Origin of the sequence: Fibrella musci (assembly GCF_041321105.1) — a bacterium.
GTDB classification, from domain to species: Bacteria; Bacteroidota; Bacteroidia; order Cytophagales; family Spirosomataceae; genus Fibrella; species Fibrella musci.
In genome coordinates this window covers 425,372-451,889 of the sequence record NZ_JBGGWD010000006.1, presented here as the reverse complement: position 1 = coordinate 451,889, position 26,518 = coordinate 425,372, and the positions used below count along the sequence as shown (strand labels likewise).

The following is a 26,518-nucleotide window of genomic DNA, read 5'->3' as shown; positions in this document are numbered from 1 at the left end:
AAATCAGAATTTGAAGTTGTAGGTCGCAGACGGAATGAGGGTAGCAAACACCGAGTAGCGAATAGCCTGTGTCTGCGCAATGTTGTCGGGGTTAGGCCGGTAGTATTCTGAGAACGGGTTCTTGCGGGCATACACGTTATATACCGAGAATACCCAGTTGTCTTCCTTCTTCTTACCAGGACGTTTACGGCCCTGCAACGTCGCTGCCAGATCGAGCCGGTGATACGGCTGAATGCGGTAGTTGTTGCGCACGTTTTCAGGATTGGTCCCTGCGGCGACATCCTGGAAGTCGAATCGGTTACCAAAAAAAGTAGCCGGCGTGCCACTTGCCAGCACAAAGGTGGCCGAGAAGTTCCAGCGCGATACGGAGCCATCAGCCCGTTTGGCGGGGTCATACAGCACCACGGCGTTGAGCGTGTGGCGTTTGTCGAAGCGGGTCGGGTACCACCGGTTTTCGTTGATTCCCGTAACGAGGCGTTCGGTTTTGGCCAGCGTGTAGCTCAGCCAGCCGTTAATCACGCCCTTGTTCTTGCGCAGGTAAAACTCGGCCCCGTAGGCCCGCCCTTTGCCCACCACCACATCGCCTTCGAGGTACTGATTCAATACCAGATTGGCCCGGTCGATGTAGTCGATCTGGTTTTGCAGCGATTTGTAGTACACTTCCGCCGACGCCTCAAAGTCGTTGCCCGACGTACCCCCAAAGTTGCGGAAGTAGCCTGCCGCCACCTGATCTGCCAGTTGCGGGGCAATGTTGTTGGTCGACGGCGTCCAGACATCCAGCGGCGTCGAGGCCGTCGTGTTCGAGAGCAGATGCACATATTGCGCCAGCCGGTTGTAGCTCAGCTTTACCGAACTGCCGGGCGCGAGGTCGTATTTCAGCGCAAAGCGGGGTTCCAGATTGCCGTAGGTCTGAATGGTTTCGCCCGCGCCGTAGGTACGTGTCTCCAGCAGGGGCCGACGTACCCGGCCCGGCTGCGGCGAATCACTAAACGTATAGGCCTCACCGGGACCCAGGTACTGGTAAAACGAATAGCGCAGCCCATACTGAAGTTGCACCCGCGGCGACACCTGCTGTTCGTTCCCCACGTAGAGCGAACTTTCCAGCGCGTATTTGCTCTTCAGCCCAAACGACCGCACCACCCCGGCACTCGCGGCCGTAGCCAGCCCGGGCTGGAAATCGTAAAGCAGCGCCTGTCCGCCAAACGTTACCGTGTTCTTGTTCCAGAACAGCGTGAAATCAGGCTTAATGCTATAGTTGACAATCTTGGCGTTGGTGCGGAAGTAATCGTTTCGGTTTTCGGCTTTCTGGCGCAGGTCCGAATCGAGTGAGTAGTCGTAGTTACTGTAGAACGCGGTGGTATTCAGGAACAGTTTGTCGTTGAAAACGTGGTTCCAGCGCATCGAGGCGGTGGCACTGCCCCAGTTGAAGCCGAAGTCAGCGCCAAAAACGTCGCGCCCGAAATAACCCGAGGCAAAGACCGTATTTTTATCGTTGATGCGCAGGTTAGCTTTAGCCGTCAGGTCGTAGAAATAAAATTGGGAGCCTTTCAGATCGCCTGTCAGAAACGGCTGCGCCAGAATATCGGCGTATGACCGCCGGCCCGCTATAATGAACGATCCCTTCCCGCCAAACAGCGGTTGCTCATAAGCCAGCCGACTGAATATGAGTCCAATCCCCCCGTTGATCTCGCGTTTTTTGGCGTTTCCTTCTTTCAGGCGCACGTCCAGAATCGACGACACCCGCCCCCCGTATAAGGACGGTATCCCGCCCTTTACGAGCTTCACGTCTTTAACGGCATCGGGGTTGAACACCGAAAAGAACCCAAACAAATGGCTTGAATTATAAACGGGTGCTTCGTCGAGCAGCACCAGGTTCTGATCGATGCTGCCGCCCCGCACGTTGAAGCCCGTGGCCCCCTCGCCTACCGTCGAGACGCCGGGCAGCAGTTGAATGCTGCGTACAATGTCGACTTCGCCCAACAGCGCCGGAATACGCTGAATCGTTTTGATATCGACCTTATTCACGCTCATCTCGATGTTCGTGACGTTATCGTCTTCGCGGCGGGTCGACACGACCAGTTCTTGCAAATCACGACCTTCCTCTTTTAATTCAAGGTCTAGTCGAACATTCTGCGTTGTCAGGTCAACGGTGCGGGTAAGGCGTTGGTAACCAACGTAGGTAATCACCAGATTATAGGTTCCTTTGGGGAGCGTAATCGAGTAAAACCCGTAGTTGTTTGTGACGGCGCCGGTGCCGGTTTCTTTATTATAGACCGACACCCCGATGAGGCCTTCGCCATCAGAGGCATCTTTAACGTACCCACTGACGGTGAGTTTTTCCTGCGCAAAGGCGCTCAGCGAAACAAACCAGAGCAGGCAGAACAGGGGTAGTTTGGCTAACGTAGTTGAATGGTTCATGAAGTATAAGAACGTCCCGGTGAATCAGATTGGTAACGGCGCAGGCACACTATTTGTTAACTGACAACAAAGTTACCTAACCTGCGTGGGGACCGTTTATTAACATTGCGTAAAACCCGTTTTGGCAGGTATGAACGGTCTATATTGAGGCCGAAATCTCCATCCAACGCTATGCAGCTGTCTCGTCTCGTCTTATTGCTTACCTGCCTGCTGGCAACGGGCGCCCACGGGCAATCGTTGTTGTGGGAAGTAACAGGTAATGGGCTGACCAAACCATCATACCTGTTTGGCACCTACCACATCCTGCGCGACAGCTATCTACAGGGTGACACGCTGACCTGGTCGTATTTCAAGCGGGCCGAAGGCGTGGTGGTTGAGATGGTGTTCGACTCAACGGAAGTAAATAAGGTGACGCAGTACGGCACCATGGCCGACAAGAACCTCATCCACCTGATCAATGCCAGCGATTACAAACTGGTCGCCGACGAATTCAACGCCATGACGGGGCAGGAACTGTCGTTCTATAACCAGATCAAGCCCATCATCATCGCAACGGCCCTTAGCGTGGCCTACGCCCGCAAGCAGTCAGACACGCTCACGCGGTTTACCGGGCAACCTATTGACCTCTACTTTGTGAATCAGGCCAAACAACGGCAGAAACCGCTACTGGGTCTGGAAACACTTGAAGACCAGTTGAAACTGCTCTACGATCGCCAGCCCGTCGAACAACAGGCGCAGCAACTGGTCCGGCTGGTGAAGCGTAAATCGTACGAAAAACCCAAAGGCCCGAGCCTCACCGACCTTTACCTGAAGGCCGATCTGGACGGCATGTGGAATCTGTTTCAGCGCGAGAGCGAAAGCAGCAGCGACCTCTACGCGCTGATCGACGACCGCAATATGCGCTGGATGGGGCAGCTTCGGCAAGCCATGGCGGGCCAGTCAACATTTATCGCCGTAGGAGCAGGTCACCTACCCGGCCCCAACGGCCTGCTCAACCTGCTCCGCGAGGCGGGTTATAGCGTTCGGCCCCTCACCAACAAGGTAGCGCTGGCCAAAACAGATCGCTGAGCCATCGGTCAGGTACGTTACGACTGGCTTTTCAGCTTCCGGATCAGCCGCTTGGCTTCTTTATCATCACGCTCGGGGAAATCGGCCGGGATGCTTTCCAACAGTTGCGCCATGATGTACGCGATGATGAGTTGCTGATTGTCGCGGTCGTCGCTGGGGATAACGTACCAGGGGCAGTCGGGCGTGGCCGTGGCATTGATCGCGTCTTCGTAGGCCTTCATGTAGTCGTCCCAATACTCACGTTCTTTCAGATCGCTGTCGCTCAGCTTCCACTGTTTTTCGTCGTCATTGAGGCGGGCCAATAGCCGCTGCCCCTGTTCTTCCTTGGCTACGTGCAGGTAAAACTTCACAATCCGAAAGCCATTCCGGTGCAGGTAGGCTTCCATGTTGGCCATATCGGCATACCGCTGTTGCCAGAGCTTGGTCTGGCTGCGTAGAAATTCGTCGGGTACGTTGCTTTCCTCCAGCCGGTCGGGGTGCACCTTTAAGGCCAGCACTTCTTCGTAGTAGGTTCGGTTGAAAATCCCGATAAGCCCCCGCTCGGGCAGTTTTTTCCAGAAGCGCCACAGGTAATCGTGGGCCATATCTTCCTTACTGGGTTTCTTGAAGGCAGCCACCTGGAACCGCGACGGATTCACGCCTTTGAATACGTGCCGAATGCTACTGTCTTTCCCGGCGGCATCCATGGCCTGAAACAGCACCAGCACGCCGTATTTCTCGTGGGCGTGCATCCGGTTCTGAGCCTGATCCATGCGGTCGCTCAGGGCATCGAGTTGGGCAGCGCGGTCGGTTTCGTCGGTGTAAAATGGCTCAACACGGGTGGGCGTCGATTTGGCCGAATACGCCTTCGTACCATCGAAACGGAACGCGGCGATGTTAACTTTCTTCATGCGTTAAGTGGGTAAGGCAAGCAAGCCTACTCTTCCTTCAACCGTGCCCCCCCTGATTTGTTTATGAGTATCGTTTTCAGTCCGTTATCGCGCTGACGTTCCGAAAACGCGTCCCGGTCCTGACCCAAATACCCCTGACATCAGCGGCATCGCATTGCGGTAACGCGCTGGGTACGCCGCAAGACGCCGCTCGCCACTATGTAGTAACGTACCCAGCGCGCTCCTTCCGCACTGGCTCTGTACATCCAATTGGATGATCGTTCGACAAACACCCACCAATCAATAACAATCTGTTCATTTGAAAATAGCGGTCGGCTAAATGGCGGTACATTCCGGTCTGTTCTGTGACTATCTTCTTTGTCTTTATGGAAACCGTATCTGTTAACGTACCCACCTTGCCTGTAAACGGCGTCACGTTCTACCTCCCCCAATCCATCGACGATGTCAAAGCGTTGCTCCGGCAGGCCAAACAGGCCGGTCAGTCGGTTTCGGTACGTGGTTCGGGGCACTCCTTCCCGCTAACGCCCCAAACCGAAACGGCCACCAGCACGATGCACATCATGCTGTCACATCTGAACGCCGTTTCGCTCGACAAAACCACCGGTATCGTGACGGTACAGGCGGGGTGTCACCTTGGCCTCGACCCGTTTGATCCCACCAAAATCTCCACGACCGAAAACTCACTCTGTTACCAACTCGACCCCCTCGACGCGCAGGGCCGACGTACCCAGCCCCCCGGCTGGGCCTTGCCAGATCTGGGCGGCATCACCCACCAGACCATCGGTGGGTTCATGGCCACGGGCTCGTCGGGTGGCTCCACGAAGTTTGCCTTTGAAGATGCCCTCCTCAGTGTGCGGGTAGTATATCATGGCGAAACCGACGTGGAAGAACGCGTTTTTGAGCGCCCGGCCAACAGCGACCCCAACGATGCGTTCTTCGGAGCAGCATTTGCCAGCATGGGCCTGATGGGTATTGTGGTTGAAGCCACTTACCAGTGCATTCCGGCGTTCAATATTGTCGGCAGCGAGCAAACGTTCTCGCAAAGCAACTGCCCAATGGTCGACCTTTTCGGGCCGGGAAGCAGCGATACACCCAGCCTCCAACAGTTTCTGAACCAGACCGACTACACCCGCCTGATGTGGTGGCCGCAAGCCTCGGAACAGGAGATGGTGATCTGGCAGGCGGCCCGCGCCGATGCCTTCAAAGACTGGCAGACGTTTGTGCCGAAACCCTACCTGGAAGTGCCCAAGCCTTTTGGTTCGCAAACGCTCCAAGACGTCATTGAGTGGCTGGCTGGCAAGCTTTTCGAAACCATCGATCGCCTGCCGTTTTTCATCGAGCTGATCATCAAACGCATCTTCCCCGAGGGTAACCCCACCCGCGAGGAGCTGATCCGCGAACTCGAGAAAATGCAGGATGGTCTACTCCTCCGCATTCTGAAGTTTTTTGTCAGTCAGGGCGAAGATCAGCAGTTTCAGGATATCTGGTGGAATGGCCTGCCCATGGACAATCAGATGAGCGACGACCTGTTTCCGGTCTGGTTTACCGAACTCTGGATACCGATCGAGCAGACCGAAGCAGTCATGCAGTTTCTCAAGAAGTTCTACCAGGACCCCGAAAACGCGGGTATCTTCTCGGTGGAGCTCTACGCCGCCAAGGCCAGCCAATTCTGGCTTAGCCCGGCCTACGGCACCGACGTGTTCCGCGTTGATGTATTCTGGTTTGCCAAAAACGAAGAGAACCCCGTCGATTACTACGATCGCTTCTGGAAAGCCCTCCCAGCGGCCGGTTTCTATTTCCGCCCACACTGGGGCAAATACCTGCCCGATCCCAACGGTCCGCAGGGCATAACGTACCTGCGCAGCCAGTATCCCCGCTGGAACGACTTCATGGCCCTGCGCCAGCAAATGGATCCGCACAATCTGTTTGTGACGCCCTACTGGCAGAAGCAACTGGGCTTGTAACGAAAAAGGGGCGCTACTCGGTAGCGCCCCTTTTTCGTTATTCCTTTAGCTTGGGAATCAGTTTTTTCAGCGCCTCGAACCGCTCCGGGTCGGGCTTCATGTCTTTAAGGGGCAGCTTCTTCAGTTCCTCGATCAGGATACGCCCAACGATCAGGCGCATATTCTTTTTGTCGTCGGCAGGCACCACATACCAGGGTGCGTGGTCGGTCGCCGTCTTGTTGATGGCTTTTTCGAACGCATCCTGGTAATCGTCCCAGAACTCACGTTCATGCAGGTCTCCTTCTTCGAATTTCCAGTTCTTGTCGGGTTCCTCAATCCGGGCCAGTAGTCGTTCGGCCTGCTCCTTTTTGGAGACGTGCAGGAAAAACTTAATGGTCGGAAAGCCATTCCAGTGCAGGTGTTTTTCCATATCGGCGATGGCTTCGTACCGGTGTTTCCAGACCTTGTCCAGATCATCGATAAACTCGGCCGGCACCCGCTGACTCTGGGTCAGTAGCTCGGGATGTACTTTCACCACCAGCACCTCTTCGTAATAGGACCGATTGAAAATCCCGATCATGCCTCGCTCAGGCAATTCGCGGTAGCTGCGCCAGAGCCAGTCGTGATCGAGTTCCTGCTCGGTTGGGCGTTTGAAGGAATAGACCCGCAACCCGAGCGGATTGGTGCCTCTGAATACATGCTGAATGGTGCCGTCTTTTCCGGCGGCATCCATCGCCTGAAACACGGCCAGCACACCGTAGCGATTATCCGAAAACATCCGCGTTTGTAACGCATCGATCTCGGCCGCGTTGGCACTCAGTTGCGCCTCGTAATCAGCATCATCGGCGTAATAATCGTCTACTTTGGTCTTGGCTTTCTTGATTGAGAACTTGTCAGAACCATCAAACCGAAAGGGGCTGGTGTCAATCTTGCTCATAAAGGGCTGGCCGCGTGAAAAGGCTATAACTGGGGTAAAAGTAAGCCGACGAATCGAATGGCGCGCCACTGTTTTGTCGGCGTTCCCATCCTATCGGCAAACTAATGCGTAGATGAGAATGTTAACTCAACAGGCAACTAACTTGCTTTCATCGCAAATGACAACTGCCCCTTTCCGTTTCGTTATGACGCTTCTGGCCACCTGGCTAAGTGTAGGCGCCATAGCCCAAACGGCACTCCAATCAACTAAATCAAAACGAATGACTTCTGAATCAGCTTCATCGGCAACACTCGAAAAAGCGACGTTTGGCACTGGTTGCTTCTGGTGTACTGAAGCCATGTTTGAAACGCTCGACGGTGTGAAATCGGCCGTGTCGGGCTACGAAGGTGGTCAAACTAAAAACCCGTCGTACAAAGACGTGTGCAGCGGCGAAACCGGCCATGCCGAATGCGTGGAGGTGACCTACGACCCCACCAAAGTAACCTACGCCGAATTGCTCGAAGCGTTTTTCCGCAGCCACGACCCAACCAGCCTGAACCGGCAGGGGGCCGACGTAGGCACGCAATACCGTTCGGTGGTATTTTACCATAACGACGAGCAAAAGCGACTAGCCGAAACAGCCAAAGCCGAGCTCGACAAATCGGGTGCTTACGGCAAACCAATCGTGACGGAAATAAGCCCCGCTACTACCTTCTACGAGGCTGAGGCCTATCACCAGAACTATTTTGCCAACAACCCCAATCAGGGCTACTGTGCCTTTGTGATTGCCCCCAAGCTCGATAAATTCAAGAAAGTGTTTAAGGAGAAACTGCGGGCCGAGGTTCATTAAACAATAAGTATCAGATATATAAGAAAAGCCCCTATTCGCTCTGAATAGGGGCTTTTTTGCGTTTATCGCGAATGTTCTTTATGTGTTTGTTATTGGTTGGTTTGGATCCTGTTTGTACCTTTATAGTACCTCGTGACCTATTGTCTCTATACCGAGGTTGGAGAGCGTAAAGGTCACCCGGTTTTCCTCGGCTGTAGAGTCGCGGTCATCGCTGGGGCACATATGGCCACGGTCAAAACCGCTGTTGGTATAATCCGCGTGCCGTACCTGGTAGGCGCCAGCGGGCAAGTTCGTCTCGGGAATGAAGTTGCCTGAATAGCGCGAGGCTGAGCCTTTCCAGGCTTTCGATAAATGCCAGCTGATCACCAGCAAGCCGGTCTGTTTCGGGTGGGGCCAGCCCCCTATTAACCCAACTGTCAGCTACGGTTGATAAACTCAATTGCCGCCACCGAGCACGACTAGCCAGTACGGGCTATGATAATCCGATCTGACACCAAAAGCGCCAGCATCCATTGCCACGTCACACTAACTGAAACGAAGTTTTGCTGATTTGCTAATACAGTTAGAAAGATAAGCGCCGGTGGAGAGCCTTATGGCGCCTATCTCCTTTTGTAAGAGCTTGCTCAGTAGACCCTAGGGCAGTACTTACAATTTCAACACCTTAACTACTTGCCGCTGTCCGGGAATACTCACCTGGATGAGGTACAAACCTGTCGTCTGGCCGATTGTCAGGACCGTATGTTCCACTGGTTCAGTCCCCCTCAGTAAGGCACTTCCCAGTGGGCGACCTTGCGAATCAAAACTTTGAACAGTTATCTGCTGACCAGCCCCCCCCTGGATCTCGAGTGCTACCTGATTGGTAAACGCGGGATTACCCAACACCTTTACCTGGAGAGTGGCTGGTATTTCCTCACTAGCCATGGTGCCCATACGGCCAGATGGGTTGGGGGACGTGTTTAAAAAGAAGCCACTGTAGACAACTTGATTTCCATCATCTACTGCTGCCACAGTAACCCCCGATGTACCGGGATTGATCGGTATACCGGAAATAAGTCCACTACCAGGTTGAATGCTCAACCCAGCGGGCAAACTACTTGACGAATACGTTAGAGTTCGTCCTTCCGGATCAGCGAAAGCGTAGGCCGTTGGAGCCGAAAAGTATACACCCACTGTGGCCGAGAGGGGAGAGGTCAAGCCTTTGCTCAATACAAAGGGTGGGAGATTAACTGCCGGGTTTGTTTGTATGCTTAATAAGAAGCCACTGTAAACAATGGACCCTGCGTCATCCACTGCGCCCACCGTAATCCCTACAGTTCCAGGATTAACGGGTGTGCCTGATATAATGCCCGTATTTAGGTCAAGTTGTAAACCGGCAGGTAAACTATTCGACAAATACCGTAGAGGATACTTCTCGGGATCGGAAAAGGCGTAGGCTGTCGAAGTGCTAAAGGCAACTCCTACCGTTGCCGAGAGAGGCGAGTTCAGGCCGAGACCTACCACTTGGGGTGGAACGTTCACTGCTGAACTAAGCTGTATGTTTAGGAAAAAACCGCTGTATACTGTTGAACCGGCTCCATCAGTGGCCGCTACGGTCACACCAACTCTACCCTCGTTGACGGGCGTACCAACGATCAGCCCCGTAGTTGGATTGATGCTCAATCCGGCAGGTAAGCTACTTGAGGAATAGGTTAGCGCCTGCCCTTCTGGATCGGCGAAAGCGTAGGCCGTTTGTGTTTCGAAGACAAGACCTGCTGTTGCTGACTGAGGTGAGGTTAGGCCACGGCCGACCACAACCGGGGGCAAATTAAGCGTGGTTTCTTTCACCGTAATGTTAAAGGTATCGGCAATCGAGTAGGCGCTGGTAAAGGCCCCCTGGTTTGTAGCTATAAGCACGACTGGGTAAGTTCCAGGGGTGGTTGGCCTGCCGCTAATAAAAGCAAAGGCGGTATCGCTACCAACCGTGCCAGGAGGGGTACCGCTACGGCTATTGAATACCATTCCGGGCGGCACCCCATAAGCTTCATAGCGAAACAAGGCCCGGTAATCGTAGCTGCCAGTGGACTTAAAATAACTACCGACGTTAAGTAAAGGGCTATCACTATTCTGACTTAATGTAAGGTCTGGAAGAGGAGCCTTTAGAATGGGCCACAGAAACCGATTGCTCGCTGAACAATAGGAAGGCACATCTAGAGAGTAGGTAGCCACTACACCACTTTGGATAGCCTGTAAACTGACCGGACCTACCGATGGATCGGTACGCCAGGCTGTTTCGACAAGTCCGGTATAGCTTGTTGGAGAGGCAAGAGCTACCCCGGTTGCCGAAAAAGTGGGGGTAGTTCCGTCACCACCAGCCGTATTGATACGTATGAAGCCAGACTGACATAAATAAGTAGGCTGACTAAGTCTAAACGTAGTTTGAGCCCGTCCGGCAGTGCTGATCAGCCCAATAGCGCCGAGCAGCATGTACCGCAGCAACGAGTTAGAGTAAAGCTTCCACATATAGCAAATGATTATATATAAATTTGTTATTTCACGTTTGTACTAGTTAAGTATAAAGTTGACTTACAGCTAGACTATTTAGTATATGGTACTACTTCTTACTAGCACGCTTTTAGGGGGATGTCTACGTAGTTATCCCAGTTTGAGACATCATCAATCGTAAATTTCTCAATTGTCGTATACAATGTGAACTGATCGGCCATCTGCACGGCGCCTAGCTTCAGCCGGGGTGTGCATGATCTCGACACCATCACCCAAGCACTGGTAACGCATCTGGGCCGGGCGGCTGAGAAGTTGAGGAAACAGGGTTCGGCCGCCTCGTCGGTGACCGTGTTCATTCACACCAACCGGCATAAGCGGTCGCCCACCGGTGAACTGGCCAAGCAGTACTATGGTAGCCAGTCGGTCGAGCTGCCGCGCCCGAGCAACGCCACACCTGAGCTGGTCAACTACGCCGTCGCGGCGCTCAAGCGGGCATTTAAATTCGGATACGAGTTCCAGAAAGTGGGTGTGATGCTCACGGGCCTTGTGCCGGCCGATCACCTGCAAGCCGACCTGTTTCGGGCAGGGCCTGACGCAAGAATGATCGAACTATCAGCAACAGTTGATAAACTTAATTGCCGACATGGCCGTGATCGGATACGTTTGGCTTCGGCTGGCTATGATCCAAGCTGGCATCACAAACGGCAATGGATGTCGCCGAGATACACGACCCAATGGGAAGACATCCTGCGGGCAGGATAAGGAATTAGGAAATTGAGAAGATGAGAGCTATTGATCAACTATACGAACGATTACACTATTGCAATGATAATAAAATTCCAATAGGCGGGTATTTTGTCACATCGACCAGAGGCCAGGGCAAACCTAAAAACGCAGGAGTAGGAACTGTGATTGTAATGGACTGTGCTTTTGTTCACTTTATTATCCGATTTAAACAAGACCTTGAACGTGTACCAAAGCTTCCACCATCACTGTTTGTTCGACCTTATCTCAGAGATATCAACGGAATCACTCCAGAAAAACTGCTAAGCGATGCGTGGGCAGTCGTCGATGAACTGCTAGGGCAAGTAAGAATAGATAATGATCAGCCCATTCATCGAATGGATCATACTGTGCTAATGTAGAAGTTGATTGTTCTGCATTCCATCTTTGAAGGCTTTCACTGAAAAAGTTAAAATGGGCAAGCTGACATGTCCGCGACCGGGTACGGCTGGCCAGTGCGGGGTACGATCCGAGCTGAATATTTGATCAGATAGATCCATGCTGCAGTAGACCACTTAATATCTATTTCTCACTATTAGTACCTTATTTGTACCTCACATATCACGAAAATACACAAGCCATTAATAATCAGACAATTATTCATATCTGTAAATTTCTTAAAGAGAAACTGCGGGCCGAGGTTCATTAAACAATAAGTATCAGATATATAAGAAAAGCCCCTATTCGCTCTGAATAGGAGCTTTTTGCGTTTACAGCGTACGTTCTTTAAGTACTTGTTATAGGTTCGTTTGCGTCCTGACAGCTACAGCTTCAACTGATTCGGCGGCTTCAGACTCTGATGCTGCTTGACAGCCCGCTCGTGATCGGTCGTGGGCGGTTTTGTTTCCGATCTCATCGACGCTTACCCGCGTCTGGGCGCTGATACGCCCGACATCGTTTTTGCCGCATAGTTTACTTCAGGAATGACTTGAAGAAAGCAACTTATCACGTACCTGTACTAACTTGGCTTTGGGCGCTCGTAGCGTCCGTCAGCGGACAGCTAGCAAGGTGAGGCGGCCTGTTTTGATACTAGAAGCCGCGAACACCCGCTTTTAACGCCTCAGCCATGACCACTCAACCTACCTATTCGCTTGATGGCTTAGACATACAGAAACTGCTCCAACGGGTAGCGGCTACTTCGCTCAGCCCCCAACAGGCCGAACAGCTTCTGCGTGAAGCCGACAAGGTTGGAGTTCGTCTGTTTCGGGGCCTTATTGGGGGCGTGGTGGGCATTGCCTTTCTGGGCGTGGGCGTGTTTTTGCTGCGTTTGGCAGTCATTACCTACCTGGAGAAACAGGCCTTTGCAAGTCACGCCCGGCAGGCCACTGGCAGGGTCGTAAGCCTGAGCCGCCACGCGATTCGAAATAAACGCCCGACCTATGCCCCCATCGTCAGCTACCAGGTAGCCGGAAAGACTTACCAGCTCGAAGGACTGGCTTCCAGCCCGGCGGCTTACACCGTAGGACAGATCCTGACGGTACAGTATGATCCGGCCCGGCCAGCGGTTGGGCAGATTCAGTCGTTTATGGAACAGTGGCTGCTGGGCCTGATTGCCGGTGGCGTTGGTGGCTTACTGACTGCTATCGGCTTGTTCGTGGTGTGGTCTACCGCAAAAACAGGACTCCGCCCTGCCAGAGTGCCGGTCCAACTGATGCAACAGGTACTCAATCAAGTAGCTACTGGCCAGTTGACCGTTGAGGCTGCTCAACGCCAGGTATCACCCAGCCAGGTCGGTCGCCATTCATCTGGTTGGTGGGTTGTGTTTGTCTTTGTTGTGGGCGCAGGTCTATTCTTTTCTGTCCGACAGATAAGCCAGTCTGTCCACTTATTGATCAGTGGGCAACGAACCGAAGGGAAGGTGATCAGCTTTGTACACTCAGGAAACGGAACCGGAGCCGCCCCCCTGATTCGTTATCAAGTAGCGGATCAGGAGTACGAATGCATAGGTGCCTATGATACCAGCCCCCAAGCGCAGATAGGCGATCTGGTGGCGGTGCTCTATGACCCGGCTAACCCAGCCGATGCTAAGCCCCGCACCCTCGGGGTCTTGGTGAGTGGGCCGTTATTCGGTTTGCTGATCGTGCTGCTGCTGCTGGCCGTGCCACTATACAGCTGGTTTCTGACAAGGTCTAAACGCTAACGCGCCGAGCAACCGTAAAACGCTGGATCGAGCCCTGCCAGGGTCAGATGTCGACAAGGCCTTACTGGCCACTCATGTGAAAGCAGTAGGCTGCTATAGCGTTGGGGGCAGTACATAAATCGACTGAACCGTCACGTTATCCGCCATCAGGTCCTCGTCGGAAGCAACCATCATCGCCTTGCCTTACTTATGGCTACAATTCACACACGCTTTTGCGCACTTCATGGCTGAACTTGAGCAGACTATACTGGACGGGCATAGGGTAAGCCACCTTGCTCTGGTATCTTTGTCGATTGGTACAATCACTACCTGATTGCCTGCATGGCCTGCCTGCTCCCCTTCAAGCTGCCCCGCCCGTTGTTTACCCGTCCCGAAGCGTGGTATCATCTACTGTGGTTGCCTGTCGTTTATCCGGTAGCGGGCTGGCTGTTGATGGGTGAGCGCTATTTCAGCCAGCTGGACGTATTTATCGTAGGTACGTTGACGATGCTGGGTATTCACGCGGTGGATTTACTTCTACTGACCGTGATCGTCAAAGGCATCATTAACTACTATTCTGATGTACAGCAGGTACAGCAGCGTAACCGGACGGCGCTGGGCGTGGGTACGTTGCTGGCGGCCGTTATGTCGGTGGGTACCGTGTGGCTCTGCAGCCGGATTCCTCTGCTAGGCACCACCTTTTCGGGCTGGGTGGCGCTATATCTGGCTGGCGTAGGGGCTGTTAGTGCACTGCTGATGGGTTACGTGCTCATTGTGAGCGATACCTATAAGCGCTGGCATGAAAACCAGATCGAGGAGCAGCAATTGCGCCAACTGGTCATGCAGCAGCAACTCGACGTACTGAAGGGACAGATCAACCCGCACTTTTTATTTAATTCCCTTAATTCTGTCTCTTCGCTGATCGCCAGCGAGCCTCAGCAGGCAGAGGCCTTCGTAGACCAGATGGCGAAGGTGTATCGGTACATGTTGCAAGCTCACACCCGGATCTGGGTACCGTTGGATCAGGAAATTCAATTTGCCCGTTCCTATGCCCAGTTGCTGATGGTCCGCTATCGACAGGCGCTTATTATCCAGATCGATGTAGCCGGGGGCGATGCCTATCACGGCATACCTCCATTGGCACTACGGGCTATTTTTGACGATATTCTGTACCACCAGATCGTACAGGTTACCAAACCCCTACACATTCGGGTGTGGGTCACCGGCCAGCAACTCCTGATTGATCACAATCGCCAGCCGCGACCGCTGCGGGTAGCTATTCGGAGCGCAGGATTTGACGAGGTGGTGAACTGGTATCGGCTACTGGGTGCGCCGCCACCCCGCCGGAAGTATAGTGAAACCAGCGAGCAACTATGGCTCCCGCTGGTTCCTGTTTCGCTCAGTTCAGGCATTACTGTGGACCCCTGACACGTACCCAGATTTGCGCTTAGCCCAGCGACCTGATTGGACCGGCGACTATAGGCACTTACTGGTCAACGGCGTACCGGGCCGGTCGCTGATTCTGCTACATCCAGCCAGTTCGGCGCTACGTGAATTAAATGGAGTCTATGTCTTTTGCTAATACGATGATGCTCAATCTATTGACAAATCACTACGTCTGTACGTGATTAATTCCTGTTCGGTCTGGAATAGTTTTTTTTGTGGCATCAGAAAATCGACCGTTGTCGTCTGTCGGCCCAGATGGTTGTAGGCGCCAACCGGTTTCAGGTCGTAGATACCATCACTGATCAGCAGTTCGTGCGTATCGCCAGACTGACGAAGTACCATACTGTTGTTCAGGTTGCCGTTGAGAATAATCTGCACGATGGTTGCTTGAAAATAAGGGTATTCATTTGTTCCCCCACAGGTCTGATTAACCCAGACCGTAGCGCCAATGGTGAACGGAATTTCCTGGGGCTTTATAGTTAAGTGCATCGCGTGAGGTTTACGAAAATGGCATGCCCATCGTCCGTTCAACCCATGAGCCAGCAGGCGGGCAGTACCCAGGCCAAACCGTAATCCATCACGGTCAGCTTATCTGCTACCAGTAAAAGTAATGTAGACTTTATCGATAGGTTATGATGGTCATCATTGCACAGTATGATGGTTGTGCTTTTGTCAAAAACGGGTTTAGAAAGCACCATCGGTGTTCAACGCGGTGGCGGTAATTCAGCTAACAATTGGCTCAGTGCTGTTATGTCGATTGGCTTAACCAGGTGCGCGTCGAAACCCGCTGATTTCGTTCGCCGTTTATCTTCTTCCTGCCCGTAGCCCGTCAGCGCAATCAGCACGATCGATTGCCCCCAGGGTGCCGCCCGAATCAGGCGGCATGTCTGGTAGCCATCCAGCCCCGGCATGCTGATATCGCACAGAATAACGGTCGGACGAAACTGTTCGGCAACCTGAATACCCTGCTGCCCACTAATGGCGGTGGCAACGGTATAGTCCATCACTTCGAGCAGCATAGCCAGGCTCTCCCCCGCCTCCACATTGTCATCGATGATCAGCAGGCGATGCCCTACTGAGTTTGACAAGTCAGCCATACTGTCCGGCACGAGCTCCGGCCTGGGTTGAGGCAAGAGGGGTAAGTACACCACAAATTCACTGCCCTGACCCAAACCCAGACTACTCGCCTCGACCCGCCCCCCGTGCAGGCCTACCAATTCATGCACCAGCGTTAGGCCCAGCCCCAATCCGCCCTGCGAGCGCCCCAGGGATGTGTCTACCTGGGCAAACATCTCGAAGATACGTACCAGCTCATGGGGAGGTATGCCAATCCCGTTGTCCCCCACGCGCAGGACAGCCTCCTCGCCCTGCTGCGCCAGACTCAGCCAGACGTGGCCCTGTTGGGTCGTGAATTTTAGGGCGTTGTGTAACAGATTGCTCACCACTTGCCGGAGCCGGGCACTGTCTCCAGATACATAGAGGCTAACCGCGTTGGGCTGTTCGTCGGGCAGGGCTACGCTTAGGATCTTGCCGACGGCTGTGAACTGCGGCCCGGTCGCTTCAATGACCTCACTAAGCAGGCTCACCAAATCCAGCCGCTCCATAACCAGGGCGATTTTACCCTGGCTAATGCGGCTCACGTCCAGCAGATCATCAACCAGCCGAACCAGGTGCGCCACCTCCTGTTGCATCAACCGAACGGACCGGGACAGGGTATGAATCGGGTGCTGGCCACCTGTCAGTTCCAACATACGCAAGGTGTTGCTGAGCGTGGCCATGGGGTTGCGCAGTTCGTGCGCCAGCAGGGCCAGAAATTCATCTTTACGCCGATTAGCCTCCCGAAGTGCATCCTCAGCTCGTCGGCGTTCTTCTATATCAAACATGACCCCGCTAATGCGGGTACTCCGCCCGTCGGCCTCGGCCGTTACACGCCCATAGCCGCTCATCCACCGTTGAGCGCCACCATCCAGTAGGGCGCAAAATTCGGTATCAAATACCCCCTTGCTGTCAATAGCCGCCTGCAATAGGTTCCCGACCCGATCCCGATCATAAGGATGTACGTGATCGAAATACAGCTTTGGACTGACGGGGTTAGGCTGGGGAGGCATACCAAACAGCCGGAAGTGTTCTTCGTTCCACACCACCTCATTGGGAACCAGGTTCCAATCCCACGTACCCACCCGGGCGGCTTCAATGGTCAGTCGAAACAACTTTTCAGACTCGCGCAGGGCCATTTCGGCCCGCCCCTGTTCGACGGCGGCCCAGGTTCGCTGGGCCACTTCCTGGAGCAGGCGTACCTCGGGGGCCGTCCACACCCTGGGGGCACATTGGGTGATGCAGAAATTGCCCACCAGTTGCCCTTGTTTGATCACCGGCACATTGATAAAGGCCAGGATAGTCAACTGGATGCTAAGTTGCCGCAACGGCTCATCCATCAGCTCGGTGGTATGGGCGTCGGCCACCACCAACGGGAACCCCGCCTGGGAGAGGGTTTTGAATACGGGCGAATCGCTCAAGGAATAGGTAGCCGCTATCGAGTGCAGATCAGACCGGTAGGCATCGCACCGGATGGTGGCCACATCCCCCTCTATTTCGCAGTAATAACAGCGGTCAGCCGCTAGATGGGCCATCGTCATCTGGGTCGCCGCCGCCTGGATGGCTAGCGGGTCGGCCAGTGGGTGCAGCGTATCACTAAGCTGAAGTAGGAAAGTTTGTCGGTCCTGTTCCGCTTGCAGGGCTTGCTGGGCTTTTTCGGTAGGAGTAGTGTTCTGGGTAAGGCCGATGATCCGGTAGGGTTGGCCCTGCTCATTCCGGAGAATCGTCCCCGTTACGGTCAACCAGCGGATTTCATTGGGAATAGCGATGGAACGTACCTGATAACTAAACCGGTCGGTGCCGTTTTCCATCGCTTCGCTGAAGGCTTGGGCGGCCAGCGAGCGATCCTCGACATGAAGCAGTAGCAAGTTTTCCTCGACTGTTTCGGCAGGCAGTCTGCCCACTACTTGTTCCGTGTTGGGCGAATACGTTGTAATAGTCGTAGCCAGGTCAAGTTGCCACCAGTAGACGTTGGCGGCTTCGGCAGCGAGTCGTAACAGCTCATTGGCTTCCAACCGGACGTCTTGGGCTGTTGATGGGTTTTGCCCCGAACCAGATGGGTCACCGGTTCCCGAGTTGGGGTTAGACGAGTCGGAGGCTTTGGTCATTATATATAGTTGATCCGCAAGCATTTACCTATAAACATCCCCTACGAAAGGGTGTTTACAGCAGGGCTGAAACACTACCTGATTCGGACTAATCCGAAACACGGCGACCAGGTTTCGAAAAGCTTGGCTGGTAATCAGCTGGGGTAGCATCGAGGTGTGGAGTCTATTTTTTTGTAGGTTGAATGCCCGGGGCCGCTTCCGCCACTTATCGATGGTCTCCATACATAGAGGTACAAAGAAGCCTGTGTCCAGGGGCCCAAACCATGATCCGCCTCTCTCCTGACGCGCTAGCTGTCAGGTGAGGAACTGATCGTCGTCATTTCAAACTCTGCCGCCCGTCAGTGTTTCATGCGGGCAAGCCGGTCCAGGTCAAGAATGGTTACCTGGCTGCCCGTCAGTTCGATTAGCCCTTCTGTACGTAGATCGCTTAATACCCGAATGATTGTCTCGGTAGACGACCCCACTAGGTTCGACCAGTTTTCCCGCGATAGTGCCATTGGTGGAGAGGCCTTCTGATCCGCCGGTTTAGTAGCTCTGTCGCCGGATACATGGGCGGTGGGCGCGTAAAATTTGTGATACACCAGCAGTAACGCTTCCGCAACGCGCTGCCGCACCGACTGGTACGCCAGTTTGAGCAGACGGTCATTGTATTCGGCTATCTCAGCCAACAGCGTGCGGATGACGTGGCCGGCCACGTCAGTATCATTAGTCAGTAGCGCCAGAAAGTCTGCTTTGGGAATGGCACACACCTCAGTATCGGTGAGTGCCTCAACAGTTTCGCCCAAAGGCATTCCCGGCAAGGCGATGGACAACCCCACAAAATTGCCCGCTCCCGACAGGCGGGTAATCAGTTGGTTGCCCATCGCGTCGGTCTTGAAGTGCTTGAACTGCCCCCGGCGGACGTAATAGAGCGCAGTGGGCTGATTGCCTTCTGCATATAGGAATTGCTTTTTCGGGAAATGAACGATTGGATAAGCAGTATTAGCCCCCTCGACCGCACTCAATAAAGTCGTCAGCCCGTCGCTGTTTGCCTGTCGGCGAATAGAGCTTCCCTGATCAAGCCGCAGTTCAACAGTATTCAGTAGCGTTATGTCATCAAAGGGTTTGGTCAGGTAGTCGGCGGCGCCCAGGTTCATGCCGGTTCGAAAATCGGTCGTTTCCGCCTTAGCCGTCAGAAAAATGATGGGGATACTCGCCGTGATCGGGTCTTTGCGCAGGATGTGCAACACCCCATAACCATCCAGTTCAGGCATCATGATGTCGCACAGGATCAGATCTGGTTTGGTCGAACGGGCCAGTTCGATACCCCGTTTTCCGTCGACGGCCTGTACCACATCGTACCGGGCCAGCGCGAGCATCTCGGTGATGTTTTCTCGTACCTGAGCCTGATCTTCAATCACCAGAATTGTTTTCATACCGGATCTTTGATGGGTAATTGCACCGTAAAGACAGTCCCTTTGTCTAAGGTACTGGTAAAGCTTACCGTACCGCCCAGCCGGTCTACGTAGCGCTTGACCAAGTAGAGCCCTAAACCCGTACCAGGAATGTGAATGGCGTTTCGGGCTCGGAAGAAATTAGTAAACAGCTTGTCTTTGTCCGCGTCTGGTATACCAATACCCCAATCTGTTACACTTAGAATCAACACCTTATCCACAACGGCGCTGTCCAAATGAATATCGGCAGCTTCGGCCGAGTACTTACTGGCATTAGCCAGCAGATTATAGAGAATATGCCGAAGCACCGTGCTGTCTCCTGTTATATGTGGCTGACCATCCAGATGCTCGTACAAGAAACGCTGTTGCGGCTTAGCCACGGCCTGCACGTCGGCGATAACAGCTGCGCAGAACTGCGTTACATCGATGGCCTGTAAATGACTGCTCATGATGCCTTGTTCTACCTGCCCCATAAACAGAAACACATCTAGCATATTAGTCAGGCTACTCACGGCCGACTTTATACGTTGCACGTGCCGCTCCCGATTGTCGCTATCGGTCGCGCCATTGTAGCGGCCAATCAATGAAGCTGAAGACAAAATAGTCATCATGGGGGTGCGAAATTCGTGAGAAGCCAGCGTGACAAAGCTCGATTTCAGTTCATTCAGCTCCCGTTCCTGCTTCAACAATCTCGTGCGTTCTGCCTCTACTCGGCTGTGTTCGGCAATCACCTGCCGCGCCTCGGCCAGGGTAGTGTCCAATTGATTGAGTTGCTGACGACAGGCCGCCAATTGCTGGCTTAGTTCCGCGTTGGCCAGCGCCAGTGGCGTGAGCGACTGGGCGGGTTGATTTGTATCGTCGGACTGGCCGAATGTGTCATCTCGCATGGCTATCGCTGGAAAACGTCGGCTCTGCCGGCATGGGTAAACCGGTCCTGTCTGAACCGAAGGAGACACTATGGCTAATCTAATCAAAAATAACCAGGTCCGGGCTGACGGCCAATGACATCGGTCAGGTGGCCCTATGACGCCTATAACGTCGTGAAAGCATCCGACTTCCCCTTTTGGCCGCTGATGAGTTGGATCAGCATGGCCCGCAGGTCTGCCGCTGAATCATCCTGCACCAAAGCCGCCATAAAGGCCGTTTGTTGCTGTTGCTCGCCTGTAGCAAGGGGTTGGTAGGAAACGTCCTGCACCAGTATCAGCACGCCGTCGCCCGATCGCACGTAAAGCTGGTTGAACCGACTGACGATACCATCCAAGCGGTACTCTTCCGCGCACTGCCGTGGTAGTCCAGTATTGACCACGTCAATTAAGCGAGTCAGCATTCCCGTTTTGACCACGTCCGGCGTTAATTCAATCAGCGACTGATCTTGCATGTCGTTCTCCGCCTGCTTGGCCAGCGCCTCCAGAATCGGGTTAACCAGGTCATACGTAAAATCAACCACCTCACCGGTCTGATTTCGCCTGCTTTGCAACCGGACGACGCCCACCGGTGCGGCGTTCAGAATAAGTCTTAAAGGCTCACTAGTAAGCCACTCGCGGGAGAATAAATCGGATGTTGCATAGCTAGGCAGTTGAGGGGAAGGGGAAGGCATAATGGTATAATTTCGGCGTAGATAAATAGCAGACTCCTTATTAGACTGTTTAACAAATAGAAAAACCAAACACTACTAATCAAAAAAAAAGTAAATCGGCCAACTAGATCGGCAAGCCCATTCGTAGTCCGTAGTCTTATCAGCTCAATTAGCTGTGTGTGCGGAGTCGCGGATTATTACCTTTTTGTAGCTGCCCATACCCCTTTTTAGCCGGTTGCCGCTCAGTGCGGCTCTATACCTTCTAAAAAAACTGACCGCCGCCATGTGTAGCGTCGATCATGTCAACCCTGAGGTTTCCAGTCATCATAAGCTCACGTGACCCCTATCATAGTTCTCACCTAGAGGTGCGTTTACTTTTACGTACCCAACTCCACTCGTCATTACGCTGCTTCCTTTTGAATCGTATGGCTTTACCGCCTGCTGTCAACTCGAACAAACGATCATGGCGACTCCTTTACTCGACCACTTACACGTAGTGTTTACGCATTCGGCTAGCCGTGAGCTGGCGCGTACCTTACTGGAACCCGAAGCAGCTATGCAGAAAGCCGTCGACGGCCTATTACCCGCTATGACGATGGGCGTGCTTAACCGGGCATCAAACGACGTCAGGGTAGCCGAATTACATCATGTGCTGATTGCGACGCCCTTTGGTCAAGCCCCTACCCTCACCCAATTAGTCCAACCGGGCACTTATCATCAGCAGGCGGCTGCGGCCGGCAACACGATGCTGAGGCGGCTCTACGGTGAGCGCGGCTATCGTTTGGCCGAATCGACGGCTCACTATAGTGGTGTCAGTGTCAATTCGGCTAGCGTGCTCACCGGTCTGATCATGTCGGTGCTGATGCGCTTTCTCAACCAACAACTCATCGACCACCAGCTGACCGAAAAGCAATTGGCCACTCTGCTTGCGCGCGAGACTGCCGCCCAGGAAGCGGTGCCAGCCGGGCTGGCGTGTACGCTGAACTGGTTTGTGGGCACCGGCCGACCGGTGGTAACCAGCCAGCATGATCTTGGTCATGCTCGTCGTGTAACGGGTTTCCCCTGGTCACGCTGGCTGTTGATTGGATCAGGGCTGCTGCTGCTGTGCTTTCTGCTCGTCCGTATTTGTAGCCGCAGCCAACTCCGGCTCGCTCATAGCGCCCCAACGTACCTGAGGCTGGCCAATTAACGTACTTCGGCCTTCAGTTTCGGCGCTGCCGGAACGCGAGGGCCATACTGTCGAAAAATAGCCGGATCAGGTCGCACAAAACGCTGCCGATCAACGTGGAGTGTCTCTTTACGGTATCTAGGCTGGTTAATTCTCAACAGGGAACGTAGGATGGTTGTCATTGTCGCCTGTGTTACCCATCATAGCACTGCCGCCCAGGATACCTTTGTGTATCACGGTGTTGATCACCGACCTATTCAATGACAATGAAAGCCTTCTTATTCGGCTCGACTGGCGGACTTGACCAGCGTACGGGCCCGCCTAGTCAATAACACCCCGATCGTTTTATCAGGAGACCCCCATTTCAGTGCTGAAGTGGGGGTCTCCTTTTTTAGTGATTCGTATTCTTCAACCCGAACGTACCCACAAAATCAGATATACGTCTATTTTTCATTGTATCTAGTTCTGTTTATACGGCGTTTCATCACACTATAAATAACCCTGCAGGTAGTTATAGCGTTATTGAAACGATCGTAGTTGCTGTGACGCTTACCTACACGTTCACACTCACCGTACAAACCAGTTTATCCATGCCGGCTAACGTGACCACTATGCCCAATCTGCTCGATGAGGCCAATCGCCTTGAGGCGGTCAAAAGCTATAACATACTCGACACGCTGCCCGAAAAGGAATATGACGAGCTTACCCAACTAGCCTCCCATATCTGCCAGACACCCATTGCGCTGATCAGCCTGATTGATGAGCAGCGGCAGTGGTTCAAATCGGCACATGGATTAGACCTTCAAGAGTCGCCACGGGCCATCGCTTTTTGTAACCATACGATCCAAAGCCCACAGGATGTCTTCGTCGTTCCCGACTCACGCTTGGACGAACGGTTTGCCCAGAATCCACTGGTTACCAACGACCCCAATGTTATCTTCTATGCCGGTGTGCCATTGGTCGACGACCGGGGCTATGCACTTGGCTCGCTATGCGTCGTTGACCGCAAACCCAATCAACTAAGTTCGGCTCAATTGTCGGCCCTCAAAGTGCTGGCCAGACAGGTCGTCAACCTCTTCATCCTGCGCAAACAGAACCAGTTGCTAAATGAGAATCAGGTAGAATTGCAAAAAACGATTGTCTATCTGGCTGATACACAACAGCATCTCATCCAGAGTGAAACCAATTATCGACAGCTTGCCCAGGAGTTGGATGAACGGGTACAGCAACGTACCCAGGAACTGGAACAGGCCAATCAGGAGCTAAAACGGTCGAACGATAATCTTCAGCAGTTTGCTTACGTGGCCTCCCACGACTTACAGGAACCCCTGCGCAAAATTCAGTCGTTTGGCGCATTGCTTCAGGAACACCTCAGCACACAAGTTGATGAACAGGTCACCGACTATTTGCGTCGGATGACGTCGGCAGCCGACCGAATGTCGGTGTTAATTAATGACTTACTCTCTTTTTCACGCCTATCCACCCGTCAGCGGGCACTCGAGCCGATTGCGCTCCAAAAGGTTATCAGCAACGTGCTGGATACCTTGTCGTGGCAGATCGATCAGCGGAATGCCCGCATTACGGTAGCTGCCTTGCCAACAGTACTGGGCGATGAAACCCAACTGGCGCAACTGTTTCAGAACCTGCTATCCAATGCAATCAAGTTTACGCCAGCCGAAACGGCCCCGCAGATTCAGATCGACCACACGCTCGTGACAAGAGCCGAACTACCTGCCCAATTTCGACCAACAGGCAATGCCGAGCGTTTCTATCAGATCAATGTTTGTGATCAGGGAATCGGTTTCGACATCAAATACCTCGACCGTGTCTTTCAGGTTTTTCAGCGGCTACACACAAAAAACAAGTTTGCCGGCACAGGCATTGGTCTGGCCATTTGCGAGCGTGTCGCCACCAATCACAGCGGCTGCCTGACGGCTATCAGTGAGCCCGGCAAGGGGGCTACTTTTTCGCTCTTCCTGCCCGATCTAGTGGAAGCCTGATTATGAACCACCTGCGTTAGTGAAGTGATTAAATAGCAGTACGCGAATACTGACGTATATAGACCATAGTTCAAGTAAATCAGTGATGCATACTGGCTGTAAATCAGCCGTTCGCGTTTGTTTCGGATCTATGATACAATATGCTCCGGATAAGGAGCAGGCCAACCAGCATGAACAGGTACCAGATTCGTCGGCACGGGTTGACCGTCTATGTTCATGGTGTGGTAGCACTGAAGCCTTCTCTTCAATTCCGGTCCGGCAACGTATTGACCTCAATGACAGCCACTACACACACATCAGCAGTAAACCAACGATCAGGCCAATGCTTACCTTTATGTATACTTTCAAAACAATGAAGTTATATGACAATACCAATATAATTTGTTGACATGACAAATAGTACACATTATTGTCAATATATTACGTCAATAGCATGCTGCGGGTCTTGCCGCACAGCCACTTAGGCCATAAAAAGGATAGCATTTTTTGCTGTAGCCCTGCTATTTCGAATATAAGCAACCAGAATAGTCAGGGATTTGCTAGCCGCAATTCTCTCTATAAAATACAAGATGGGCTGCTGCTGGTAGCAACAACCCATCGTTTCTTTTTAGTTGGATAAAGTAAATCGAAAAGCTTCAGTCGTAATGAACTGGAGCTTTTTTGTTACTAAATGCTTCATAATAATAATCACAAATATGAACTATTAGTTAACAAAGACAAGAAGCACATCGAGAAATTTATTGATTGAGTGGTCGATTGGCTGCCACCCCCAGGCTCTTAGCGTAACGAACGTACCCAGTCAGGTACGTTATCGACGGAACAGATACGAATAAAGCGTGCCGGAACAGGCCATTCAGCGACGAGTTCGTCAAGCTGATTTCCTATTCCGGCACGCTCCTGATCATACGTCGGGCTGTTAAACGAACTCGACGCCACGCTCTTTAGCATCGGCAACGAATTCTTTCACCTTCTGCTCTTCTTCTTTCCGGCAGATCATCAGCACATTGTCGTATTCAGCCACAATGTACCCGTCGAGGCCATTGACTACTACGAGGCGATCTTTCGGCGTTTTGATGATGCAGTTGCGCGTATCGTATAGCATGATATGCCCATCGATTACGTTCAACTCTTCACTCTTGTCAGATACTTCATACAATGACTTCCACGTACCCAGATCCGACCAGCCGAAGTCACTCAGGACCACATAGACATTGTCGGCTTTTTCCATCACGCCATTATCGATAGAGATGCTTTTGCAGAGTGAATAGGCCTTGTCGACAAACGCCTGTTCGTTGTCGGTATAATACACCGGTTTGCCTTCGGTGAAAATCTCGGCGACTTCGGGCAGGTATTCGTTGAACGCTTTGCAGATGCTCTGCACATTCCAGACGAAGATGCCCGCGTTCCAGACAAATTCACCGCTTTCAACAAACTGCTTGGCTAGTTCGAGATGAGGCTTTTCGGTGAACGTTTTCACTTTTTTCACCTCGGTATCCGACCCGTCGGCCGAATCAGCTATATACTGGATATACCCATAGCCGGTGTCGGGGCGGCTGGGTTGAATGCCGAGCGTCACCAGCACATCGTTATCCTTCGTGGCAGCTAGGGCTGTCCGGATCGTGCGCTGAAATTCATCCTGTTTCAGAATGATGTGATCGGCGGGTGCCACCACAATATTGGCCTGTGGATCGCGTTCGGCAATTTTATAGCAAGCGTAGGCAATGCAGGGAGCCGTGTTACGCGCGACAGGTTCGCACAGGATCTGGTCATCCGACAACTGCGGCAGCTGTTCCTGGCACAGATCCTTGTATTTATCGCTGGTGACGATGTAGATGTTTTCGGGTGGGCAAATCCCGTCGAACCGATCGGCAGTTTGTTGCAGCAGAGTACGGCCCGTGCCGAGTACGTCGTGGAACTGCTTGGGGTAAGTGCTGCGGCTGAATGGCCAGAAACGAGTTCCGACGCCACCTGCCATTATGATAACATACGTGTGATTCATGAGCAAAAGTCGACTTATCGCGCTTACTTAACTGCCGACAAGAAAGTTGATACCACAAAAGTAAGCTAAAGGGCTATTGCCCTAGGGTAGCCAGTGGATAATTACGAGCGTATGAACCGCTGGTGAGTTCAGAAACAGACTGTTGAATGAGCGTATATATTATTATTTCGTCATTATTTAGGACTTGTTACCAATATTTGACTTAGGTAACCGATAAATAAATCA

The 26,518-nt window shown here is 52.9% G+C and carries 20 protein-coding genes; 9 read left to right on the top strand and 11 right to left on the bottom strand.

What is annotated here, in order from left to right:
• Positions 1-3: 3 nt before the first annotated feature.
• Positions 4-2,418 (bottom strand): TonB-dependent receptor, encoded by a 2,415-nt coding sequence (locus ACAW74_RS21190; RefSeq protein ID WP_370700234.1) that lies wholly within the window; start codon positions 2,416-2,418, stop codon positions 4-6.
• Between the two features lie 171 nt (positions 2,419-2,589).
• On the opposite strand from ACAW74_RS21190, the gene ACAW74_RS21185 reads away from it, so the two are divergent.
• Entirely contained in the window at positions 2,590-3,486 is an 897-nt protein-coding gene (locus ACAW74_RS21185) for a TraB/GumN family protein (RefSeq protein ID WP_370700233.1), read from the top strand.
• A gap of 17 nt (positions 3,487-3,503) precedes the next feature.
• Here the strand turns inward: ACAW74_RS21185 and ACAW74_RS21180 are convergent, their stop codons facing one another.
• Positions 3,504-4,376 carry a PPK2 family polyphosphate kinase gene (locus ACAW74_RS21180; protein WP_370700232.1) on the bottom strand — a complete coding sequence of 291 codons (873 nt, stop codon included), beginning with the start codon at positions 4,374-4,376 and terminating at the stop codon, positions 3,504-3,506.
• A 365-nt stretch (positions 4,377-4,741) separates the two neighbouring features.
• Here ACAW74_RS21180 and ACAW74_RS21175 point away from each other — a divergent pair, with 365 nt between their 5' ends.
• Positions 4,742-6,340 carry a D-arabinono-1,4-lactone oxidase gene (locus ACAW74_RS21175; RefSeq protein ID WP_370700231.1) on the top strand — a complete coding sequence of 533 codons (1,599 nt, stop codon included), beginning with the start codon at positions 4,742-4,744 and terminating at the stop codon, positions 6,338-6,340.
• Between the two features lie 37 nt (positions 6,341-6,377).
• On the opposite strand, the gene ACAW74_RS21170 is transcribed toward ACAW74_RS21175, so the two are convergent.
• On the bottom strand, positions 6,378-7,256 hold the full coding sequence (locus tag ACAW74_RS21170) for a PPK2 family polyphosphate kinase (protein ID WP_370700230.1): 879 nt from the start codon (positions 7,254-7,256) through the stop codon (positions 6,378-6,380).
• Between the two features lie 259 nt (positions 7,257-7,515).
• Here ACAW74_RS21170 and msrA point away from each other — a divergent pair, with 259 nt between their 5' ends.
• Complete coding sequence (gene msrA / locus ACAW74_RS21165; protein ID WP_370700229.1) at positions 7,516-8,085, top strand: peptide-methionine (S)-S-oxide reductase MsrA; 570 nt, start codon at positions 7,516-7,518, stop codon at positions 8,083-8,085.
• Positions 8,086-8,205: 120 nt separating this feature from the next.
• On the opposite strand, the gene ACAW74_RS21160 is transcribed toward msrA, so the two are convergent.
• Together ACAW74_RS21160 and ACAW74_RS21155 are read right to left on the bottom strand one after the other, a co-directional pair.
• A complete protein-coding gene (locus tag ACAW74_RS21160) occupies positions 8,206-8,451 on the bottom strand; it encodes a DNA/RNA non-specific endonuclease (protein WP_370700228.1) in 246 nt (81 codons plus the stop codon).
• 279 nt (positions 8,452-8,730) lie between these two features.
• Positions 8,731-10,584: a putative Ig domain-containing protein gene (locus ACAW74_RS21155; RefSeq protein ID WP_370700227.1), complete on the bottom strand. Its 1,854-nt coding sequence runs from the start codon at positions 10,582-10,584 to the stop codon at positions 8,731-8,733.
• A gap of 201 nt (positions 10,585-10,785) precedes the next feature.
• On the opposite strand from ACAW74_RS21155, the gene ACAW74_RS21150 reads away from it, so the two are divergent.
• From ACAW74_RS21150 to ACAW74_RS21135, 4 genes are all read left to right on the top strand, one after another.
• The gene (locus ACAW74_RS21150) at positions 10,786-11,328 is read left to right on the top strand and encodes a DinB/UmuC family translesion DNA polymerase (protein WP_370700393.1); all 543 of its coding nucleotides are present in this window, start codon (positions 10,786-10,788) and stop codon (positions 11,326-11,328) included.
• Positions 11,329-11,348: 20 nt separating this feature from the next.
• Positions 11,349-11,711, top strand: coding sequence for a hypothetical protein (locus ACAW74_RS21145; RefSeq protein WP_370700226.1), 363 nt, complete (start codon positions 11,349-11,351; stop codon positions 11,709-11,711).
• Between the two features lie 704 nt (positions 11,712-12,415).
• Positions 12,416-13,489, top strand: a complete 1,074-nt coding sequence (locus tag ACAW74_RS21140; protein ID WP_370700225.1) for a DUF3592 domain-containing protein — start codon at positions 12,416-12,418, stop codon at positions 13,487-13,489.
• A 321-nt stretch (positions 13,490-13,810) separates the two neighbouring features.
• A complete protein-coding gene (locus tag ACAW74_RS21135) occupies positions 13,811-14,896 on the top strand; it encodes a sensor histidine kinase (RefSeq protein ID WP_370700224.1) in 1,086 nt (361 codons plus the stop codon).
• A 165-nt stretch (positions 14,897-15,061) separates the two neighbouring features.
• Here the strand turns inward: ACAW74_RS21135 and ACAW74_RS21130 are convergent, their stop codons facing one another.
• The 5 genes from ACAW74_RS21130 to ACAW74_RS21110 all read right to left on the bottom strand — a co-directional run bounded on the left by ACAW74_RS21130 (position 15,062) and on the right by ACAW74_RS21110 (position 21,147).
• Entirely contained in the window at positions 15,062-15,403 is a 342-nt protein-coding gene (locus tag ACAW74_RS21130; RefSeq protein ID WP_370700223.1) for a hypothetical protein, read from the bottom strand.
• 215 nt (positions 15,404-15,618) lie between these two features.
• Positions 15,619-18,117 carry a hybrid sensor histidine kinase/response regulator gene (locus tag ACAW74_RS21125; RefSeq protein ID WP_370700222.1) on the bottom strand — a complete coding sequence of 833 codons (2,499 nt, stop codon included), beginning with the start codon at positions 18,115-18,117 and terminating at the stop codon, positions 15,619-15,621.
• A gap of 338 nt (positions 18,118-18,455) precedes the next feature.
• The gene (locus tag ACAW74_RS21120; RefSeq protein ID WP_370700221.1) at positions 18,456-19,532 is read right to left on the bottom strand and encodes a response regulator; all 1,077 of its coding nucleotides are present in this window, start codon (positions 19,530-19,532) and stop codon (positions 18,456-18,458) included.
• On the bottom strand, positions 19,529-20,437 hold the full coding sequence (locus tag ACAW74_RS21115) for a sensor histidine kinase (RefSeq protein ID WP_370700220.1): 909 nt from the start codon (positions 20,435-20,437) through the stop codon (positions 19,529-19,531). Before ACAW74_RS21115 ends, ACAW74_RS21120 begins: the two co-directional genes overlap by 4 nt.
• Before the next feature lie 143 nt (positions 20,438-20,580).
• On the bottom strand, positions 20,581-21,147 hold the full coding sequence (locus ACAW74_RS21110; protein WP_370700219.1) for a nitrogen regulation protein NR(II): 567 nt from the start codon (positions 21,145-21,147) through the stop codon (positions 20,581-20,583).
• 442 nt (positions 21,148-21,589) lie between these two features.
• On the opposite strand from ACAW74_RS21110, the gene ACAW74_RS21105 reads away from it, so the two are divergent.
• The gene (locus ACAW74_RS21105) at positions 21,590-22,315 is read left to right on the top strand and encodes a DUF937 domain-containing protein (protein ID WP_370700218.1); all 726 of its coding nucleotides are present in this window, start codon (positions 21,590-21,592) and stop codon (positions 22,313-22,315) included.
• 521 nt (positions 22,316-22,836) lie between these two features.
• The gene (locus ACAW74_RS21100) at positions 22,837-24,294 is read left to right on the top strand and encodes a GAF domain-containing sensor histidine kinase (RefSeq protein WP_370700217.1); all 1,458 of its coding nucleotides are present in this window, start codon (positions 22,837-22,839) and stop codon (positions 24,292-24,294) included.
• Positions 24,295-25,210: 916 nt separating this feature from the next.
• On the opposite strand, the gene ACAW74_RS21095 is transcribed toward ACAW74_RS21100, so the two are convergent.
• On the bottom strand, positions 25,211-26,293 hold the full coding sequence (locus ACAW74_RS21095; protein ID WP_370700216.1) for a mannose-1-phosphate guanylyltransferase: 1,083 nt from the start codon (positions 26,291-26,293) through the stop codon (positions 25,211-25,213).
• Positions 26,294-26,518 lie beyond the last annotated feature (225 nt).

Coding starts and splice junctions, on each gene's coding strand:
- ACAW74_RS21180 (WP_370700232.1), bottom strand. CDS start 4,376: ATGAAGAAAGTTAACATCGCCGCGTTCCGTTTCGATGGTACGAAGGCG.
- ACAW74_RS21125 (WP_370700222.1), bottom strand. CDS start 18,117: ATGACCAAAGCCTCCGACTCGTCTAACCCCAACTCGGGAACCGGTGAC.
- ACAW74_RS21115 (WP_370700220.1), bottom strand. CDS start 20,437: ATGCGAGATGACACATTCGGCCAGTCCGACGATACAAATCAACCCGCC.
- ACAW74_RS21155 (WP_370700227.1), bottom strand. CDS start 10,584: ATGTGGAAGCTTTACTCTAACTCGTTGCTGCGGTACATGCTGCTCGGC.
- ACAW74_RS21120 (WP_370700221.1), bottom strand. CDS start 19,532: ATGAAAACAATTCTGGTGATTGAAGATCAGGCTCAGGTACGAGAAAAC.
- msrA (WP_370700229.1), top strand. CDS start 7,516: ATGACTTCTGAATCAGCTTCATCGGCAACACTCGAAAAAGCGACGTTT.
- ACAW74_RS21095 (WP_370700216.1), bottom strand. CDS start 26,293: ATGAATCACACGTATGTTATCATAATGGCAGGTGGCGTCGGAACTCGT.
- ACAW74_RS21140 (WP_370700225.1), top strand. CDS start 12,416: ATGACCACTCAACCTACCTATTCGCTTGATGGCTTAGACATACAGAAA.
- ACAW74_RS21105 (WP_370700218.1), top strand. CDS start 21,590: ATGGCGACTCCTTTACTCGACCACTTACACGTAGTGTTTACGCATTCG.
- ACAW74_RS21190 (WP_370700234.1), bottom strand. CDS start 2,418: ATGAACCATTCAACTACGTTAGCCAAACTACCCCTGTTCTGCCTGCTC.
- ACAW74_RS21185 (WP_370700233.1), top strand. CDS start 2,590: ATGCAGCTGTCTCGTCTCGTCTTATTGCTTACCTGCCTGCTGGCAACG.
- ACAW74_RS21135 (WP_370700224.1), top strand. CDS start 13,811: ATGGCCTGCCTGCTCCCCTTCAAGCTGCCCCGCCCGTTGTTTACCCGT.
- ACAW74_RS21110 (WP_370700219.1), bottom strand. CDS start 21,147: ATGCCTTCCCCTTCCCCTCAACTGCCTAGCTATGCAACATCCGATTTA.
- ACAW74_RS21170 (WP_370700230.1), bottom strand. CDS start 7,256: ATGAGCAAGATTGACACCAGCCCCTTTCGGTTTGATGGTTCTGACAAG.
- ACAW74_RS21130 (WP_370700223.1), bottom strand. CDS start 15,403: ATGCACTTAACTATAAAGCCCCAGGAAATTCCGTTCACCATTGGCGCT.
- ACAW74_RS21175 (WP_370700231.1), top strand. CDS start 4,742: ATGGAAACCGTATCTGTTAACGTACCCACCTTGCCTGTAAACGGCGTC.
- ACAW74_RS21145 (WP_370700226.1), top strand. CDS start 11,349: ATGAGAGCTATTGATCAACTATACGAACGATTACACTATTGCAATGAT.